The sequence below is a fragment of the Bacillus cereus group sp. BfR-BA-01441 genome, assembly GCF_022663075.1.
Taxonomy (GTDB): Bacteria; Bacillota; Bacilli; order Bacillales; family Bacillaceae_G; genus Bacillus_A; species Bacillus_A cereus.
Map to the genome: position 1 here is coordinate 11,505 of NZ_JAKUEU010000011.1, position 17,329 is coordinate 28,833.

Sequence of the window (17,329 nt, forward strand, 5' to 3'; positions counted from 1 at the left end):
AACGTTATGAAGTTATTAGAACAAATTGAAAAGTGGGCTGCAGAAACGCCTGATCAAACCGCTTTTGTTTGGCGAGATGCGAAAATTACGTACAAACAATTAAAGGAAGATTCTGATGCGTTAGCACATTGGATTTCTTCTGAGTATCCAGACGATCGTTCACCAATTATGGTGTATGGCCATATGCAACCTGAAATGATTATTAACTTTTTAGGATGTGTAAAAGCTGGACATGCTTACATTCCTGTAGATTTATCTATCCCAGCTGATCGTGTACAACGTATTGCTGAAAATTCTGGTGCGAAATTACTTTTATCGGCAACAGCAGTAACTGTAACTGATTTACCAGTTCGCATCGTAAGTGAAGACAACTTAAAAGATATTTTCTTTACTCATAAAGGGAACACTCCAAATCCTGAACATGCGGTAAAAGGTGATGAGAATTTCTACATTATTTACACATCAGGAAGCACAGGTAATCCGAAAGGGGTTCAGATTACTTATAACTGCCTTGTTAGCTTTACAAAATGGGCTGTAGAAGATTTCAACTTACAAACAGGGCAAGTATTCTTAAACCAAGCACCTTTCTCATTCGATTTATCTGTAATGGATATTTACCCATCATTAGTAACAGGTGGTACACTTTGGGCAATCGATAAAGATATGATTGCGCGTCCAAAAGACTTGTTTGCTTCTTTAGAGCAATCGGATATTCAAGTATGGACTTCCACACCTTCTTTCGCTGAAATGTGTTTAATGGAAGCATCTTTCTCTGAGAGTATGCTACCGAACATGAAAACATTCTTATTCTGCGGCGAAGTGTTACCAAATGAAGTGGCTAGAAAATTAATTGAGCGTTTCCCTAAAGCAACAATTATGAATACGTATGGTCCAACAGAAGCTACTGTCGCTGTAACAGGTATTCACGTTACAGAAGAAGTGCTTGATCAATACAAATCACTTCCAGTTGGCTATTGTAAATCAGACTGTCGCCTTCTTATTATGAAAGAAGATGGCACGATCGCACCTGATGGTGAAAAAGGTGAAATCGTAATTGTCGGTCCAAGCGTAAGCGTTGGATATTTAGGAAGCCCTGAATTAACAGAAAAAGCATTTACTATGATTGACGGTGAGCGCGCCTATAAAACAGGCGATGCTGGCTATGTTGAAAATGGTCTTCTATTCTATAATGGTCGTCTTGATTTCCAAATTAAGCTGCATGGTTATCGAATGGAATTAGAAGAAATTGAGCATCACCTTCGTGCGTGTTCTTACGTAGAAGGAGCAGTTATCGTTCCAATTAAAAAAGGTGAGAAATACGATTATTTATTAGCGGTTGTTGTTCCTGGAGAACATTCATTTGAAAAAGAATTCAAATTAACATCTGCAATCAAAAAAGAACTCAATGAGCGATTACCAAACTACATGATTCCACGTAAATTCATGTATCAATCTTCTATTCCAATGACACCAAATGGAAAGGTAGATCGCAAAAAATTATTGAGTGAGGTTACAGCATGACCGCATATGGATCATTTTATTTTTTCGCTATAGTGGGCATTTTATTAATACCTACTATCATAGCTGGATTAAAAGGTAAAATGTTGCGCAAATATAATGCCGTTTTAACATTAGTCATGATTGCTATTATCTTCTCAGATAAACCAAAGCAAGCAATGATGCTAGCTGCATTTATTATTTGGCAATATGTCCTTATTAAAGGCTATTTAATTTTAAGAAAACAAAATAATAGTACATTCACATTTTGCATAGCTGTTATTTTATCGATTTTGCCTCTTATTTTGGCAAAAATCGCGCCGTTTGCATCGTTTTTACCTGAGTTAAAACTTGTTGTTTTCCTAGGTATATCTTACGTAACATTCAGAGCAGTTCAAATGGTATTTGAAGTTCGTGATGGTTTAATTAAAGAGCTTTCTTTCTTTAACTTCTGGGAATTCGTTTTATTCTTCCCTGCGATTTCAACAGGACCTATCGATCGTTACCGAAGATTCCAAAAAGATATTCAAAAGCCACCTAGCGCTGAAGAATATCAAAATTTACTATATACAGGACTAAATCGTATTTTCCAAGGTTTCTTGTATAAATTTATTATTGCTTACTTAATAAAGCAATATTGTATGGATCCAGCATTCGCTCAACACGATACAATATTTTCAAATATGATTTACATGTATAGCTATAGCTTATATCTATTCTTTGATTTTGCTGGTTATAGCTCTTTTGTAATTGGTGTAAGTTATATGATGGGAATTAAAACGCCAGAAAACTTCAATAAGCCATTCCTTAGTCGTAATATTAAAGACTTCTGGAACCGCTGGCACATGAGTTTATCATTCTGGTTCCGTGATTTTATTTACATGCGTTTCGTCTTTTTTGCAACGAAGAAAAAGTTAATTAAGAACCGTTACACTATTTCGTATATCGGGGCATTTTTAAACTTCTTCATTATGGGAATTTGGCACATCCAAGGAAGCGCTGTTGCGCAGTATGTTATTTATGGTCTATACCATGCCGCACTGTTTATTTTATTCGATATTTTTGAACGAAAAAACAAGAAGCATAAGTTTTGGCCAAACAATAAATTTACACACATCCTTGCGATTGTAATTACGTTCCACGTTGTATGTTTCGGTTTCCTAATCTTCTCTGGACACCTTAACAGATACTTTTAATGCACCCTTCTTATTCCATTAAGAAGTTGCACATATAATAATTTCGGATATAAAGGAGATTTTAAAAATGGCAGAATTCAAAGAGCAAGTATTAGATATTTTAGAAGAAGTATGTGAAAACGATATTGTGAAAGAAAACTTAGATGTTCAATTATTTGAAGAAGGTATCCTTGATTCTTTCGCTGTAGTATCTTTATTAGTTGAATTCCAAGAGCGTTTAGATATTGAAGTTTCTATTTCTGATTTTGACCGTGACGAGTGGGCTACACCAAACATGGTTATTAAAAAGTTGGAAGAAATCCGATGAACAAAGCAAAATTTGGTCCGATGCTTTTAGCATTGGCCCTTTTTGCTGTATTCTTACTTATTCCAACGCGCTTCCTACTTCCACTTTTAAGTGATGAAAAAGTAGAACAAGCTGCTACTTCTTTAAAAGAAGAAAAAATTCAAAGTATGATTTTACAGCAAAAGATGTTAGCAGATCCAAAATATCTTCCGATGTACGGTTCATCGGAATTCGCACGTATGGATGCTTTCCATCCATCTAATTATTTTAAAGTAAAGCCTGAAGGATTTACGCCATTCCTTCTTGGACGCGGCGGAACACAAGACCTTGTACATGTATTAAACTTCGCATCTACAATGGATCAATTGAAAGATAAGAAAATGGTATTCGTTCTTTCTCCGCAATGGTTTGTACCACAAGGTATTGACGAAACGCACTTTGCACCTAACTTTTCAAAACAACAAGGTTACCACTTCATTTTCAACAATGATTTAAAACCTGAAATGAAAAAACAAATTGCAAAGCGTTTATTAAACTTTGAGATTGTAAAAAAAGAAACTTTATTAAAAATTTCGCTTGAAGGTATCGCTTATGATGATACGAAGTATAAAGTAAAAGCACTTGCTGCTAAACCTTTCGCTTATATTTACCGTAACATTTTAGATCGTAAAGATTTATTTACAGCTATGTTTAATATTAAACCGCACAAAGAGAAGCTCGATCCTTCATTAAAACAAATGAACTGGGAAGATGCTCGTAAACATGCGGATCAAACAGGTGCAGCAGAATCTGGATCTAATGAATATGGTATCGAAGATGGTTACTTCAATAGCAAAATTAAGAAAAAATTAAAGCAACGTGAAGGTTACTTAAAAAATGATGCTTATGACCAATCGCCAGAATATGAAGATTTACAAATTGTACTTGATTTATTAAAACAATCTGGTGCAAAACCACTCTTCATTTCTGTTCCTGTCAAAGGTCCTTGGTACGACTACGCTGGCTTCCCGAAAGAACGCCGCGAAGCATACTATAAGAAAGTTCATGAGCAAATTGAAAAAGCTGGTTATCCAATTGCCGACTTCTCAAATCATGAATACGATAAATACTTCTTAAAAGATCATATGCACTTAGGTTGGAAAGGCTGGGTTTACATCGACGAAGCCATCCAACAATTTTATAAAGCAAACTAACGAAAAGACCGCTTGAATTACTCAAGTGGTCTTTTTGTATATATTTTGTAATTGCTCGATTGCATTCGCCGCTTCTTTCATAACTCGCTCCACTACATGCTGAGCTGATTCGATTCGTGCCAATGATGCTGCCTGTCCTGCCCAAAGTGACATATATTCTTCCTTATTTTGCTTCGCTGCCTCTTGGCGTATTTTAGAAGTTAATACGTTTTGCACTGGATATACCGGAAGCCCTTCTTCTTTTCCTTCATGTCTCTCTATAAATTCATTCCGAATACCGCGTGCATATTTCCCGGAAAACGCACGAGTTACAGTTGTGCTCGTATCTGTACTATGTAAAACCGCTTCTTTATACACATCGTGCGTAATACTCTCTTCACTTGTTAAAAAGGCTGATCCCATTTGAACACCTTCTGCTCCTAGTGCCAATGCCGCAACAAGCCCTTGTCCGTTCATTACACCACCTGCTGCGACAATTGGGATATGCGGAATAACCCCTACTAACTGAGGTATTAACGCAAACGTACCAATCATAGCATCTCGTTCTTTCCCAATAAACGTTCCTCTATGCCCTCCTGCTTCGCTACCTTGCCCAATAATAATATCTACTCCTAGCTCAGCAAGTACTTTCGCTTCCTTCACATGGGTAGCTGTTCCGATAACTTTTATTCCACTTCTTTTTAAATCATTTATTTCTTCTTTTTCTAACGTTTGAAATGCAAAGCTAACGACCGGTACTTTTTCATCTAATAGCACTTGTAATTGTTCCTTATAGCTTTTTGGAAGCTTTAACGTTCCTTCTACTTCTATACCTAATTCTCTATTCACTCCGCTTAGTAATACTTTCGCCTCATTTACCTTCTCTTCTTCTATTTCTATCTCTTTCGTTACAAGTAAATTAACACCGAAAGGCTTATCTGTTAGTTCTCTTATTCTATAAATCGCTTCACGAATTTGTTCTGGGCTCATATAGCCGGCTCCAAGCGTCCCTAATCCTCCACTATTACTTACTGCTGCAACAAGTTCTGGCGTCGTAATCGCGCCTGCCATACCGGCTTGAACAACGGGGTACTCAATTTTTAATATGTCTGTTACTCGACTTGTAAACATCATTTTCCCTCCTATTTCCTTTATATCTTCTTTATTTGATAAGCTTTCCCCTGCTTTTGCAAGGGTTGCACTTCATATGAAGCGAATATATTGAAAGAGAAGGAGGCTGAGCTTAATGATTTTTCCAAATGCATTAAAACAAGGTGATACAGTAATGATTATTGCACCATCTGGTCCACCTACAATCGAAAATGTATTAAAAGGTGTGAATGTATTACAAGAGATGGGGTTATCCGTAATAATCGGGAAGAGTGTTTACGAGAAATATGGATTTTTAGCCGGAAGTGATCAAGTTCGGCTTGACGATATACATGAAGCATTTATAAATAATGAAGTGAAGGCAATTTTTTGTGCACGAGGTGGTTATGGAAGTGCTCGTCTTCTTCCTCACATTCAATATGAAGTTATTAGGCAGAATCCAAAAATCTTTTGGGGATATAGCGATATTACAGCTTTACATACTGCTGTTTCACGTTATGCAAAGCTTATAACATTTCATGGTCCGATGATTGAAGAACTAGGAAAAGGCATTGATTCCCTATCTTTATCCTCTTTTAATCAGCTATTCCATCCGTATTCAACCATTTTATCTGCATCAGAATGTATCGTACCTAGCTCTCACAGTACAGTTACAGGTACGTTAGTTGGAGGAAATTTAGCTGTTTTAACAAGTATAATTGGCTCGCCCTACGAGATAATTACGAACAATACACTTTTATTACTTGAAGACATTGGTGAAGAACCGTACCGCATTGACCGTATGTTAAATCAGCTACTTTTATCTGGAAAGTTTAATGAATGCAGGGGCGTTATTTTCACAAGTTGTCACGACTGCACTCCTTCAAAGCCCTCTCAATCATTGCAAACAATATTATATGAATATTTCGCGCCATATCATATACCTGTCCTATTCGATTTACCAATTGGACATATAAGTCCAAACATCGGTATTCCACTTGGAGCTACAGCAACAATAAACACGAATAATAAAACAGTCTCTATTTCTTCTGGTATAGCCACTCCATATTCAAATTAAAAAGGAAAAGCGATTACGCTTTTCCTTTTACTTATAATAATTAAAAATTCGTCCAGATGCGATATCTGCAATTTCTTCTGGAATAAATGTTTTACTTATATCAGTGCCAACATTTAATACAGCTGTAGCATCTTTCTCAATGCTACCAAATAACTCTTTCCCACGTATCGTAATAAGGGGCGTTCCTTCTGGCAACACATCTTTTACAAATTCCATTTGTGTAAAGAACGGAACGATCCATCTACCTTCTCCTTGGAAATGACGCAAACGAAGTATTCCTTCTGTTGCCCCGTCCTCTGCTTCTAGTGAACCAGCAACATAAAACTCAGTAGATAAGAGCAATTCATAAAATTCCTTTTGCTTCTGTTTATCATCCCCTGCTACAACAAGTACCTCTTCTAATTTCTTTACTGAAATTTGCTCCATATGATGCCACCCCTATTTTCAAAATGATTGTACTTAGATTATACGAAATATTCTTATTTTTTTCTACATAATTCGCAATTATTTTCTTAAAATAATTTTAATACTTCTTTTGTCGTCACAATCGTAGCAAACTCTTCATGTAAATTTACAAGTGTCATATTGTGAATATCTTCTGCACTATACTCTTTACCATCTAAACCTATACGGTTAAAAGTAGCCGTTGCATCACTCACTAAATATGTTGTAAATCCTAAATTCCCTGCCATTCGTGTCGTAGTTTCCACGCAATGATTTGTCGTTAATCCTACAACCACTACTGCATTACATTTGTTCTTTCTTAATTGCTCTTCTAAATTTGTCCCAATGAACGCGCTGTTAACGAATTTCTGAATAACCACTTCACCAAGTAGTGGTTGCACTTCTTCTTTAAAGTTTACCGTTTCCGCTCTCTCATAAAACATTGACTGAGCATTTTCTTTATTTACATGTTGAATATGAAAAACTGGTCGTTTCCTTTTTCTCCATTCTTCTAACAAAATTCTCATGTTTTCTTCAGCAAAAATATTATTTCTCTCGCCCCAATCTGGTAATTGAAATGCCTTTTGTACATCGATTATGATAAGTGCTATTTGATTTGTCATCATTTCCCCCTTAATTTGGCTGTAATTGAAATAGAAAACCAAGTTGTTGTGACGCAGTAATAAAGCAAACATAGGCGCAAAGCTCTACAATTTCTTTTTCTGTCCAATATTGTTTTAAAGCGTGAAACATAGTATCATCTATTGCTTTTCGGTCATGAACAAATGTATGCGCAAAAGTAACGGCTACACCAATCTCCTCTGCCTTTTGCACATCATCAGGTCTTCCCTTTGCCATACAGTACGGACATTCATTCCCATACGCTAATGTTCTTCTCACTTGCTCCTTCAACTCTGCTGAAAGAGTTCCTTTATTGTACAGTGTATCTTCTAACGTACTCCACGAGTGTAATATATCCGAATTATGCCCTAATAACTTTTGAAACTTTGTATCTCCTACATTTGATAATGAAATTCTCTCCATCATTTCCCCTCCTATTTCCTTCTGTTTTATTGTAAAATAAATAACGTTCACTTTACATTTCATATGAATCTTAATTTATATTTTTCCTTTACAAAAATCATTATTTTACTGGAGGTATATTTACAAATGCAACTAGACCGTGTTGATCGAAAAATTTTAAATGAATTATATAATGATAGTCGCCTTTCTATGCGTGAATTGGCGAAACGAGTAAACTTATCTGCTCCGTCTACTGCAGAACGTGTTCGTAAACTTGAAAGTGAAGGCGTTATTCAAAAATATACAATCGATATCGACTATAAAAAAGCAGGACTAGTTTTAGATTGTATTTTAGAAATCACTTTAAAAAATGGTGATACAACACGTATGCAACAGTTTATTCAGTCTTATCCATCTGCAAGTTTTTGTTACCGAGTAACAGGAAGCTTATGCTACATTGTAAAAATTTCTGTTCCTTCACTCGTTGAACTTGAAGAATTTATCAATGATGTTTCTTCATATGCAACGACAGTTTCTCATATCGTATTATCAGAAGTATCTCTTACTCCTGATATTGAACATATCTTCCCAGAAGATTAATTTATTTTTATTCATAAATTATAAAAAAACCCCTTACAATAAGAATAAAAATAATATATTATGTATTAAAATACATAAAATTCGAGAAAGGGGCTTTACATTGAAAATCTGGTTTTATGAAAAAACGGCACAATTAGATGACTTGCTTGGTATTTGGGACAATGTTCCGACCATCCCGCGAATTGGTGAAAAAGTGGAGATTTTAAAGACAGTCCGCACTGTTACAGATATTAAATATGTCAAGAACGGTAATAATTTTCGTGTAGAAATTATTACAAATTAAAAAGTAGCTCCTAAGAGCTACTTTTTAATTATCTATTATGTGCTTTCTTTATAACGATTTTATCTTCTTCTACAGCTACTGTTACATAATCATTTTCTTCTAACCGAAGCTTATTTACAGCCTCATCTGGTAACTCTATGGCCATCAATCTATCGGTTACGATCACTTGACTATACACTTCATTTTCTTGTGATGAATTCACTACTTTTTGCTCATTTATAAAACGTACTGGTGGCACGCCAACTTCTTTTACTGTACGCCATTGTTTCCAAACATATGGAATTAACCATAGTAATCCAACAACTGTAAGACCGATACCAATCCATAAATTACTTTGCGCTTGTAATTCAGTAATTGAGATTGTACCACTTTCTTCTCCACCGAAAAATTGCATACTTGTTGCAATCAAATTATTTAGAGCGTGCACAGCTATATTCGTCCATATATTTTTTGTCTTTATGTATAAAAGACACATAACGACACCAAACATGAACGCACCAATAACATCAAAATGTCCTAGGCCAAAAATAATTGAAGATATAATTACAGCTTTTTTAATTCCCCATTTATGAGCCATTCGCTGTAAGAAAAATCCCCTAAAAATAACTTCTTCCATAATAGGTGCTAACACACATGCTGAAATGAAAGTAAATATCGTCATATATACGTTACTCGTATTAATAACATTTCCGTCTTCTAGCATAGTAACTAAGAAATTCGGTAACGTATGTGCTAATATGTAAAATTGAATATGAGATATGCCAACTGAAAAAATCATCCCCATTATCGTTGCTAATACAATTAATCCCCAAGATAAACGTCCTGGCTTATCAAAAAAACTGTTAAATACAATATTATTTTTATTTGTTTTTACGTATAGCCAAAGTAATGGAAATACAAAAAATACAGTTATTTGTGAAATAACCTCCATCGTATTCTCAGAAACATTTGCTAGACCTAATGGTATCATTATAAGGAACACCCCTATAATCATCCATCCAAAAAAGCTACGTAGCCTTATACGTGAAAATGCATAGTGCATATAGAACACCTCCAAAGATAGTAAAAGTAAATGGTCGGATAACTACATTATAATATGAATATAGTTGAAACTCTTCCTATTTTTCTCAATTACTTTCAAACAACATAGCTCTTAAAATACCATATCGCTGTTCTTCAAGTTGCAATCCAAGTGAAATTTATGTAATAAAAATCCCCGTTTTTACAAGCGGGGATTTCTTTTATTATAATACGTCACGTTTTTGGAATAATGCACTTGATGCTACAAGTAACACAACAAAGTATGCAGCTACAAGTAATAATGAAGTTGTAAACGTAAATTCTGTAAATGTTGGTTCCATTCCACCATTGATTAATTTATTACTATCGTAAGCTCTTAAATCCAAATGGTTGAATACTACAAACTTCGCTACACCTTTTGCAAACATTATTAATACCATATTAATTGCACCTTGTAAGAAGAATAGGAACATCGTAATAATTAATGGTAATACAGATTTTCTAAAGACATTTGCTAGGAAAAATGCAAGTGTTGCAAAAAAGAACGGTGAAAGTAGTTGATATAAAGTGGACTTCATAACGATTCCTAATGTTAATTCTGTTTTACTACCATCCATTACAATACCGCCAATAATCATTGCAATTAGCATACCAGCTAATACGATAAATAACATTGCTAATAACACTGTAATATATTTAGAAAATAAAACTGCAAGTCTTTTTCTTGGACGGATTAACAATTGTTTAATTGTACCTTTTTGGAACTCATCAGTAAGAGTACGGGCAGCAAGTGTAATCCCAAAAATCGTTGTAAATAAAACAATTAAGCCAATCTCTGAGTTTGCATAATCTAAATATGATCCCTTAAACTCATCACCTTTTCCCCACTTCAACATTGCTAAAGTACCTAAAATTTCGAGTGCCGCAATGACACCAATTAAAATATACATACCTTTTTTCGCATGCAACTTTAAAAATTCATTTTGAATTAATTTAAACATTACGCTTTCACTCCCCCAGTAATCGCTAAGAACTCATCCTCTAACGTTTTATTTTGAACAGTAACTCCGTATACAAGCACATCAGCATGAACAAGTTTTTTTACAAGTTGCGGAATGTTGTCTTTTGTTACAGATGCTACAATTACATTCCCTTTTGCTTTACCTTTAATGATTTCATTTGCTTTCTGAACTTTATCTACTTCAAACGCTACAACGACTGCCTCATCATGTTTCACTTTTTCATGTAAGTTGTACTCTTGTACAAACTCACCTTGTTTAATAATAACGACGCGATCACACATTAATTCAATTTCACTCAATAAGTGACTTGATACGATTACAGCAATATTCTCTTCTTTCGCTAAACGTTGTAAATAATCACGAATTTGGCGAATACCAGCTGGATCTAATCCATTTGTCGGTTCATCTAAAATTAAGATTTTCGGCTGATGAAGTAATGCCTGTGCAATTCCTAAACGTTGTTTCATACCAAGTGAATATGTTTTCACCTTTTTATGAATCGCATGCTCTAATTCAACAAGCTTTACAATCTCAGCAATGCGCTCTTTACTAATTGGTGTAATGGCCATGTTCGCAAAATGCTTTAAGTTTTGCATTCCTGTCATATAATCATATAGTTCAGGATTTTCTACAATTGCTCCAATTTGCTCTAGTGCCTTTTCACGCTCCGAGCGAATACTATGTCCACAAATTGTAATATCGCCCTCTGTCATTGAAATAAGACCTGTCATCATACGGATCGTCGTCGTCTTACCGCTACCGTTCGGTCCAAGGAATCCGTATACTTCTCCTTCACGAACCTCAAATGATAAACCACGAATAATTTCCGTTCCACCAATCTTTTTTCGAACATTCTCTAACTTTACTACTACGTTTCCCAATGGTGATTCCTCCTTTAGACTTCTAGTTTTTTATCTATAATATAAGCAATTACATATATTATTAGAGCACTAACCATTACCATGAAACTTATATTAAAAATGTTAAATCCATTTTCTTGAAACATATTAATAAACAGACTCTTGCTTTCACCATGATATTCTACTCTTCGCAATACTTGGAAAGCTGGAGCTAATTTTCCTAGCAAGGTTGTCGCTAAAGTAATCGCTATATTTATTACTAGGAAAATAATAACGATTAGTATATTTTGCGCCTTTTTCTTTTTCGTAAGTAACTTTACTAGAGTAATTACTAATATGATTTGTAAAACACTAAACAAAAACTCAAATAAATCGCTTATCGTATATATTAAATTATTAATTATGCCTACTTGCATAATCTCTTTTGCTTCTACATATACAGAAGTCGTAGGAAAAGCTAATACATAACTTACGTAGAAAAGAATTCCACATATCCCATACCATATAGCCATTGCGATAAATGAGAAAATAAGCATAGAAATTACATATTGTTTCCCAGATATTGCTGTAAGTCGTAACATTGGATTAGTTAGTAAGCGTGAATATGATTTCATTGTTTGTATAAACATATAAACAATATAAAAGAAAAATATAATCATAATGATTCCAAATATACCCTCTTGTCTACTGATAGCCGCATCACTTTTTCTTACAATCATTTGTGAAAATAACACAGCTTCAATTAGCACAAAGAATAAAAAAGTAACAATATATCTTTTCTTATTTACATTCCATAAATAGGAAAGTACTGAATTCACTTACTAAACACCTCCTTAAACAATTCATGAACTGCTTTTCCTCTCTGAAAACGAATTTCTTCTACATTTTCATATAGAACCATTTCTCCATCTTTTAAAAAGATCACTTCATCAAAAATATTTTCAATTTCATTTATTAAGTGAGTGGAAATTAATATCGTACAATCTTCCCTATAGAACTGTAGAATTAAATCCAATACATGTTCTCTAGAAAGAGGATCAATCCCGCCCAATGGCTCATCCAGTACATATAGCTTCGCTTTTCGAGAAAACGTTAAAATAATCTGCAGCTTCTCAACCATACCTTTTGACAATGCTGTAATTTTTTCTTCTAACGGTATTTTAAATTCTGCAATCGTATCTACCGCTTTTTGAATATCGAAGTCTTTATAAAAATCTCGATAGAAAAATAAAGCGTTTTTTACAGTCATCCAATCATCAAAGATTGGCTTATCGGACATAAATGAAACAATTTCTTTCGTCTGTAACCCTACCTTTTTACCGTCTATTGTAATACTACCTTCAGAAGGGTGTTGCAAGCCTGCAATCATTTTCAATAACGTCGTTTTCCCGCTCCCGTTATCTCCAACAAGCCCAACGATTTTCCCTTCCGTAATCTCTATGTTTAATTCACGGATCACTGCTTTTAATCCGTATCTCTTCCATAAGTTTTCTATTTTCAATAGCTCTGTCATTGGCTCTCCTCCCTCTTATCATGTAATGAAGAACGAAGAATTGTAAGAATTTCTTCTTCTGAAAAACCTAAATTGTCCATTCCATCTATAAAAGAATGAAGTAATTCTTTCGCCATCTCTTTTCGCAGCTCCATAATTTTCTCCCCTTCATTCGTTACATACCGTCCCATTCCTCTACGTGTGACAACAACTCCATCCCGTTCTAGCTCTTGAAATGTACGCTGAATCGTATTTGGATTCACTTGTAATTCACTCGCTAATTCACGGACAGAGGGAATTTTATCACCAGGTAATAAATGTCCTGTTACGATCTCTTTTTTTATGTATTCCATTACCTGAATGTAAATTGGTGTATTTGGAGAAAACTCTATTTTCATTTCTTCCCTCCTTTTGTATCAGTGTACTAGTTAAATAATACACCGATACAAAAAGTTTGTAAATACCCATTTAATTACAAAAAAGTTCTATCCGTTAAACGAATAGAACTTCCCAAATATAAATCGCTATACAAAAATAATAGTGTTATGTAAACAAAATTATAAAGAAAAACTGTCTTATCAATGAATAAGACAGTTTTTCTTTATAATCCTATATTAAAAGTTAAACACGAAGTCATCGTCAGCTAACTTTTCAACGTTCGTTGCTTTTACGTAACCATTTCCTTTTACAGAGAAGAAATCATGGTTTTTCGTATCTGTACGTAAACCATTTAAAACGATTGGGTTAATTTCTTCTTCTTCAAACTTCGGCTCAAGTCCTAAGTTCATAAGCCCTTTATTAGCATTGTAACGAACGAAACGATTTACATCTTCTACAAGACCGATAGAAGTGTAAATTTCTTCTGTATAGGCCATTTCAATTTCATATAGTTCCATTAATAACTCTTGTGTTTCTTTTTGCACTTCTTGTTGCTCTTCTGTAGAAAGTTCTGCGAAGATTTGTTGTGCTAAAATACCGACGAATACGCCGTGAATTGACTCATCACGAATTATCAAGTTGATAATCTCACCACTTGCTGTTAGTTTTCCTTGACCAGCTAAGTAAAGTGGATAGAAGAATCCGCTATAGAATAAGTAACTTTCTAAGAACACACTTGCTACCATTGCCATGTATAACTCTTTTTTTGTTACTTCAGGCTTTAATAAACGACGATAGTAACTAGTAATAATACCAGCTTTTTTCTCAAGTAACGGATGATTGTCTACCCAGTCAAAAATATCATCAATCTCTTCTTCTGTAGCTAATGTTGTGAAAATGTGACTATAACTTTTCGCATGTACTTCTTCCATAGCTCCCATGAAAGCTAATACACTTTTCGCTTGTAAATTTTCAAGATGAACCAGTACAAGTGGCATTCCTTCGCCACCTTGTTTCGTATCTAAAAGTGTTAAACCACCTAATACACGCTTATAAGCAATTTGCTCTTCTTTCGATAATTGCACCCAAGTATTTTTGTCAGACGAAACCGCAATTTCTTCTTCTGTCCAAAACTGAGCGATGTTTTGCTTCCAAAACATTAAACTAAAATCATCTTCTTTTTTGTTCCAGTTTACCGCACGCATTAAATCGCCCCTTCTCTAAATATGATAACTAAGCATGAGCAGGGTTCAGAAAACCCTGCTCATCATGTCTCACTTTTTATATTAAACGGTACAAGCCACACACTCTTCCACGCTTAATTTACGTGTTCTCGTATAATACAGACTCTTTAAGCCTTTTTTATGTGCATAGATGTAGTAACGTGCTAATTCACGTGTTGAAATATCACTATTAACGTAAAGAATTGTACTAATTCCTTGGTCAATATGTTCTTGAATTTCTGCGATTAAATCAATTAATTTAAACTGATTCATATCGTAAGAAGATTTATAGTACCAGAACGTATCTTTTGATAAATACGGCATTGGATAATATGTTGTCGCATTCGCATATGTTCTTGATTCGATTTGACTTACGATCGGCATTACGCTTGAAGTTGCATTTTGAACGTAACTGATTGATTGTGTTGGAGCAATGGCAAGACGATATGAGTTGTATAAACCATTCTTCTGCACTTGCTCTTTTAAACTTGTCCAATCTTCTTTTGTTGGAATATGAATTCCTTCAAATAGTTGCTGAACTTTTTCAGTTACTGGGCTGTAATCTGTCGTTTCATACTTTTCGAAGTATGTGCCATTCGCATAATCAGATTTATCGAAGTCCTTAAATGTCTCGCCTTTTTCTGTAGCGATTTCCATACTTTTCTCAATAGAGTAGTAATTTAACATCATAAAGAATGTACGAGCGAATTCTTTCGCTTCTGCACTTTCATAAGCGATTTTATTTTTTGCTAAATATCCGTGTAAGTTCATTGCTCCAAGTCCAACTGAATGAAGCTCGTCATTTGCTTTTTTCACAGTTGGTGCATTCGGAATAATCGTCATATCAGAAACAGCTGTTAAAGCTTCCATTCCCGCATGAACTGCTTCACGAATTTCTTTATTTTCCATTACGTTTACGATATTTAACGATCCTAAGTTACAGTTAATATCACGACGGATAATGTCATCTGTACCGTAATCATTTATTTCTGAAGTTTCTTGAAGCTGGAAGATTTCTGTACATAAGTTCGACATCTTCACAGTTCCAATATCCTTCAATGGATGTTGATTATTTGCATTTGATTTAAACATTAAGTATGGGTAACCAGACTCAAGCTGAATCATAGCGATTTTAATAAGCATATCACGTGCACTAATATCTAGTGGCTTCTTCTTCACTTTCGGATTGCTCATTAATTCATCGTACATTTCATCAATGTCAATATCATCTAAATGCTTGCCATATTCTTTATAAACCGTATAAGGCGCGAAAACATGGAAAGGTTCGTTTTTCTCAGCAAGCTCAAAGAACTTACTTGGAACGATAATTCCGATTGATAGAGACTGAATACGGCTCTTCTCATCGGCATTTATTTTTTTTGTATCAAGGAATTCAATAATATCCCAATGGAAAATGTTTAAATATACTGCACCGGCACCTTTTCGTTGGCCAAGCTGATTCGCATATGAAAACGAATCTTCAAGCAATTTCATAACAGGTACTACGCCACTTGCAGCGTTGTCGATACCTTTAATTTGCTCACCGCGTGCGCGTAGCTTAGATAAGTTTAAAGCTACTCCCCCGCCGATTTTCGATAATTGCATCGCAGTATTAATGTTAAAGCCGATCGAATTTAAGCTATCGTCCATCTCTAACAAGAAACAAGACACCATTTCTCCTCTTCTGCTTCTTCCCGCATTTAAAAAGGTTGGTGTCGCTGGTTGGTAGTTTTGTTTTACAATCATGCTTGCGAATTGTCTTGCCTTCGAAACATCACCGCGTCCTAAGTATAATGAAACAATTGCTACACGATCTTCATAGCTTTCTAAGTATTGTTTTTGATCATTCGTTTTTAACGCATAATCTTTGTAGAACTTAGATGCTGCCATATAAGATTGGAACTCGAAGTTTTCACCATAAGCGATGTTATATACTTCCTCTACTTCCTCCAAGCTATACTCGTCCAGAACGTTGTAATAGTAATCATGTTCTTTCATATACTCCATTCGCTCTGCCACGCTATTAAAAGGAACGGTATTCTCTCTAGCTTCTTCCATAAAGACTTCTAATGCCTCTTTATCTTTATGAAGCTGATAAAAACCGTCCTGCATTTGCGTGATTTCATTATTCAGTTCAATGTGTCGCAATCTCCCGCACCCTTTCCTTAAAATATTCTACATCGTTATTTGTTCCAGATAACTCAAATTTTGATACAATAGGCACTTCATATTTAGTAGAAATCTTGTCAGCACTTGCACCGAACATGTCTCCCCAGTTACGATTGCCGCTTGCAGATACGCCTTTTAATTTTTCATTATTGCGCTCTAAAAAGTCTAAAACACGTTCTGGTACATTGCCAAAACCTGTTGTATACGTAATAAGAATAAAGTCTTCATCTATTACTAGATCTTCATCAATTTGAACGGCCGGCATATTTAATTTGTGAATGAAACGCTTCACGTTTCCTGTCATAGAATCATATGCAACTAACATTTCCGACCCTCCCTCTCAAATCTATATTCTCTATATGTTGTTCTTGATTTCTCTATATATTGTATTACGTTTCAAAATAAGACACAAGATATATGTATAAATTCTTTCTTTTTTTAACTTTTACTTTTCGACATGATAGCCGTTTTTTTTCAATACAATGACTATGAAACAA

Annotated in this window: 20 protein-coding genes; 7 read left to right on the forward strand and 13 right to left on the reverse strand. The window is 34.7% G+C overall.

Features of this window, described 5'->3' with window-relative positions:
• Positions 1-6 precede the first annotated feature (6 nt).
• The 4 genes from dltA to dltD all read left to right on the forward strand — a co-directional run bounded on the left by dltA (position 7) and on the right by dltD (position 4,172).
• A complete protein-coding gene (gene dltA / locus MR107_RS07210) occupies positions 7-1,521 on the forward strand; it encodes a D-alanine--poly(phosphoribitol) ligase subunit DltA (RefSeq protein WP_000770505.1) in 1,515 nt (504 codons plus the stop codon).
• Entirely contained in the window at positions 1,518-2,693 is a 1,176-nt protein-coding gene (gene dltB / locus MR107_RS07215; RefSeq protein WP_000127933.1) for a D-alanyl-lipoteichoic acid biosynthesis protein DltB, read from the forward strand. The genes dltA and dltB overlap by 4 nt, the downstream gene beginning before the upstream one ends.
• Before the next feature lie 67 nt (positions 2,694-2,760).
• Positions 2,761-3,000 carry a D-alanine--poly(phosphoribitol) ligase subunit DltC gene (dltC, locus tag MR107_RS07220; protein ID WP_000807310.1) on the forward strand — a complete coding sequence of 80 codons (240 nt, stop codon included), beginning with the start codon at positions 2,761-2,763 and terminating at the stop codon, positions 2,998-3,000.
• On the forward strand, positions 2,997-4,172 hold the full coding sequence (dltD, locus tag MR107_RS07225) for a D-alanyl-lipoteichoic acid biosynthesis protein DltD (protein ID WP_078186385.1): 1,176 nt from the start codon (positions 2,997-2,999) through the stop codon (positions 4,170-4,172). Before dltC ends, dltD begins: the two co-directional genes overlap by 4 nt.
• Before the next feature lie 21 nt (positions 4,173-4,193).
• Here dltD and MR107_RS07230 read toward each other — a convergent pair whose 3' ends face one another.
• Complete coding sequence (locus MR107_RS07230; protein WP_000495279.1) at positions 4,194-5,282, reverse strand: NAD(P)H-dependent flavin oxidoreductase; 1,089 nt, start codon at positions 5,280-5,282, stop codon at positions 4,194-4,196.
• A gap of 115 nt (positions 5,283-5,397) precedes the next feature.
• Between MR107_RS07230 and MR107_RS07235 the strand changes: the two genes are divergently transcribed.
• Complete coding sequence (locus tag MR107_RS07235) at positions 5,398-6,318, forward strand: S66 peptidase family protein (protein ID WP_242292219.1); 921 nt, start codon at positions 5,398-5,400, stop codon at positions 6,316-6,318.
• Positions 6,319-6,345: 27 nt separating this feature from the next.
• On the opposite strand, the gene MR107_RS07240 is transcribed toward MR107_RS07235, so the two are convergent.
• The 3 genes from MR107_RS07240 to MR107_RS07250 form a co-directional block, all read right to left on the reverse strand.
• Positions 6,346-6,744: an SseB family protein gene (locus MR107_RS07240; protein ID WP_000435265.1), complete on the reverse strand. Its 399-nt coding sequence runs from the start codon at positions 6,742-6,744 to the stop codon at positions 6,346-6,348.
• Positions 6,745-6,830: 86 nt separating this feature from the next.
• Positions 6,831-7,385: a cysteine hydrolase family protein gene (locus MR107_RS07245; RefSeq protein ID WP_000184436.1), complete on the reverse strand. Its 555-nt coding sequence runs from the start codon at positions 7,383-7,385 to the stop codon at positions 6,831-6,833.
• Between the two features lie 10 nt (positions 7,386-7,395).
• Positions 7,396-7,806, reverse strand: a complete 411-nt coding sequence (locus MR107_RS07250) for a carboxymuconolactone decarboxylase family protein (RefSeq protein WP_000439756.1) — start codon at positions 7,804-7,806, stop codon at positions 7,396-7,398.
• 126 nt (positions 7,807-7,932) lie between these two features.
• Between MR107_RS07250 and MR107_RS07255 the strand changes: the two genes are divergently transcribed.
• Together MR107_RS07255 and MR107_RS07260 are read left to right on the forward strand one after the other, a co-directional pair.
• A complete protein-coding gene (locus tag MR107_RS07255) occupies positions 7,933-8,385 on the forward strand; it encodes an Lrp/AsnC family transcriptional regulator (RefSeq protein WP_001175498.1) in 453 nt (150 codons plus the stop codon).
• A 100-nt stretch (positions 8,386-8,485) separates the two neighbouring features.
• Complete coding sequence (locus MR107_RS07260; RefSeq protein WP_000707107.1) at positions 8,486-8,668, forward strand: DUF3913 family protein; 183 nt, start codon at positions 8,486-8,488, stop codon at positions 8,666-8,668.
• A 28-nt stretch (positions 8,669-8,696) separates the two neighbouring features.
• On the opposite strand, the gene MR107_RS07265 is transcribed toward MR107_RS07260, so the two are convergent.
• The 9 genes from MR107_RS07265 to nrdI form a co-directional block, all read right to left on the reverse strand.
• The gene (locus MR107_RS07265; RefSeq protein ID WP_000558807.1) at positions 8,697-9,710 is read right to left on the reverse strand and encodes a CPBP family intramembrane glutamic endopeptidase; all 1,014 of its coding nucleotides are present in this window, start codon (positions 9,708-9,710) and stop codon (positions 8,697-8,699) included.
• 202 nt (positions 9,711-9,912) lie between these two features.
• Positions 9,913-10,689, reverse strand: a complete 777-nt coding sequence (locus MR107_RS07270) for an ABC transporter permease (RefSeq protein ID WP_000475427.1) — start codon at positions 10,687-10,689, stop codon at positions 9,913-9,915.
• A complete protein-coding gene (locus tag MR107_RS07275) occupies positions 10,689-11,591 on the reverse strand; it encodes an ABC transporter ATP-binding protein (RefSeq protein ID WP_000528791.1) in 903 nt (300 codons plus the stop codon). The genes MR107_RS07270 and MR107_RS07275 overlap by 1 nt, the downstream gene beginning before the upstream one ends.
• Before the next feature lie 14 nt (positions 11,592-11,605).
• Entirely contained in the window at positions 11,606-12,388 is a 783-nt protein-coding gene (locus tag MR107_RS07280; protein WP_048538168.1) for a hypothetical protein, read from the reverse strand.
• Entirely contained in the window at positions 12,385-13,083 is a 699-nt protein-coding gene (locus MR107_RS07285) for an ABC transporter ATP-binding protein (RefSeq protein ID WP_000137745.1), read from the reverse strand. The genes MR107_RS07280 and MR107_RS07285 overlap by 4 nt, the downstream gene beginning before the upstream one ends.
• Positions 13,080-13,460 (reverse strand): GntR family transcriptional regulator, encoded by a 381-nt coding sequence (locus tag MR107_RS07290; protein WP_000687512.1) that lies wholly within the window; start codon positions 13,458-13,460, stop codon positions 13,080-13,082. The genes MR107_RS07285 and MR107_RS07290 overlap by 4 nt, the downstream gene beginning before the upstream one ends.
• Before the next feature lie 216 nt (positions 13,461-13,676).
• Entirely contained in the window at positions 13,677-14,645 is a 969-nt protein-coding gene (gene nrdF, locus MR107_RS07295) for a class 1b ribonucleoside-diphosphate reductase subunit beta (RefSeq protein WP_226369064.1), read from the reverse strand.
• A gap of 81 nt (positions 14,646-14,726) precedes the next feature.
• Positions 14,727-16,811 (reverse strand): class 1b ribonucleoside-diphosphate reductase subunit alpha, encoded by a 2,085-nt coding sequence (nrdE, locus tag MR107_RS07300; RefSeq protein ID WP_001215839.1) that lies wholly within the window; start codon positions 16,809-16,811, stop codon positions 14,727-14,729.
• Entirely contained in the window at positions 16,798-17,157 is a 360-nt protein-coding gene (gene nrdI, locus MR107_RS07305) for a class Ib ribonucleoside-diphosphate reductase assembly flavoprotein NrdI (protein ID WP_000959447.1), read from the reverse strand. Before nrdI ends, nrdE begins: the two co-directional genes overlap by 14 nt.
• Between the last annotated feature and the right edge of the window lie 172 nt (positions 17,158-17,329).

Coding starts and splice junctions, on each gene's coding strand:
- MR107_RS07235 (WP_242292219.1), top strand. CDS start 5,398: ATGATTTTTCCAAATGCATTAAAACAAGGTGATACAGTAATGATTATT.
- dltD (WP_078186385.1), top strand. CDS start 2,997: ATGAACAAAGCAAAATTTGGTCCGATGCTTTTAGCATTGGCCCTTTTT.
- dltC (WP_000807310.1), top strand. CDS start 2,761: ATGGCAGAATTCAAAGAGCAAGTATTAGATATTTTAGAAGAAGTATGT.
- MR107_RS07290 (WP_000687512.1), bottom strand. CDS start 13,460: ATGAAAATAGAGTTTTCTCCAAATACACCAATTTACATTCAGGTAATG.
- nrdF (WP_226369064.1), bottom strand. CDS start 14,645: ATGCGTGCGGTAAACTGGAACAAAAAAGAAGATGATTTTAGTTTAATG.
- MR107_RS07255 (WP_001175498.1), top strand. CDS start 7,933: ATGCAACTAGACCGTGTTGATCGAAAAATTTTAAATGAATTATATAAT.
- dltA (WP_000770505.1), top strand. CDS start 7: ATGAAGTTATTAGAACAAATTGAAAAGTGGGCTGCAGAAACGCCTGAT.
- MR107_RS07285 (WP_000137745.1), bottom strand. CDS start 13,083: ATGACAGAGCTATTGAAAATAGAAAACTTATGGAAGAGATACGGATTA.
- MR107_RS07265 (WP_000558807.1), bottom strand. CDS start 9,710: ATGCACTATGCATTTTCACGTATAAGGCTACGTAGCTTTTTTGGATGG.
- MR107_RS07250 (WP_000439756.1), bottom strand. CDS start 7,806: ATGGAGAGAATTTCATTATCAAATGTAGGAGATACAAAGTTTCAAAAG.
- MR107_RS07240 (WP_000435265.1), bottom strand. CDS start 6,744: ATGGAGCAAATTTCAGTAAAGAAATTAGAAGAGGTACTTGTTGTAGCA.
- MR107_RS07245 (WP_000184436.1), bottom strand. CDS start 7,385: ATGACAAATCAAATAGCACTTATCATAATCGATGTACAAAAGGCATTT.
- MR107_RS07270 (WP_000475427.1), bottom strand. CDS start 10,689: ATGTTTAAATTAATTCAAAATGAATTTTTAAAGTTGCATGCGAAAAAA.
- dltB (WP_000127933.1), top strand. CDS start 1,518: ATGACCGCATATGGATCATTTTATTTTTTCGCTATAGTGGGCATTTTA.
- nrdI (WP_000959447.1), bottom strand. CDS start 17,157: ATGTTAGTTGCATATGATTCTATGACAGGAAACGTGAAGCGTTTCATT.
- MR107_RS07230 (WP_000495279.1), bottom strand. CDS start 5,282: ATGTTTACAAGTCGAGTAACAGACATATTAAAAATTGAGTACCCCGTT.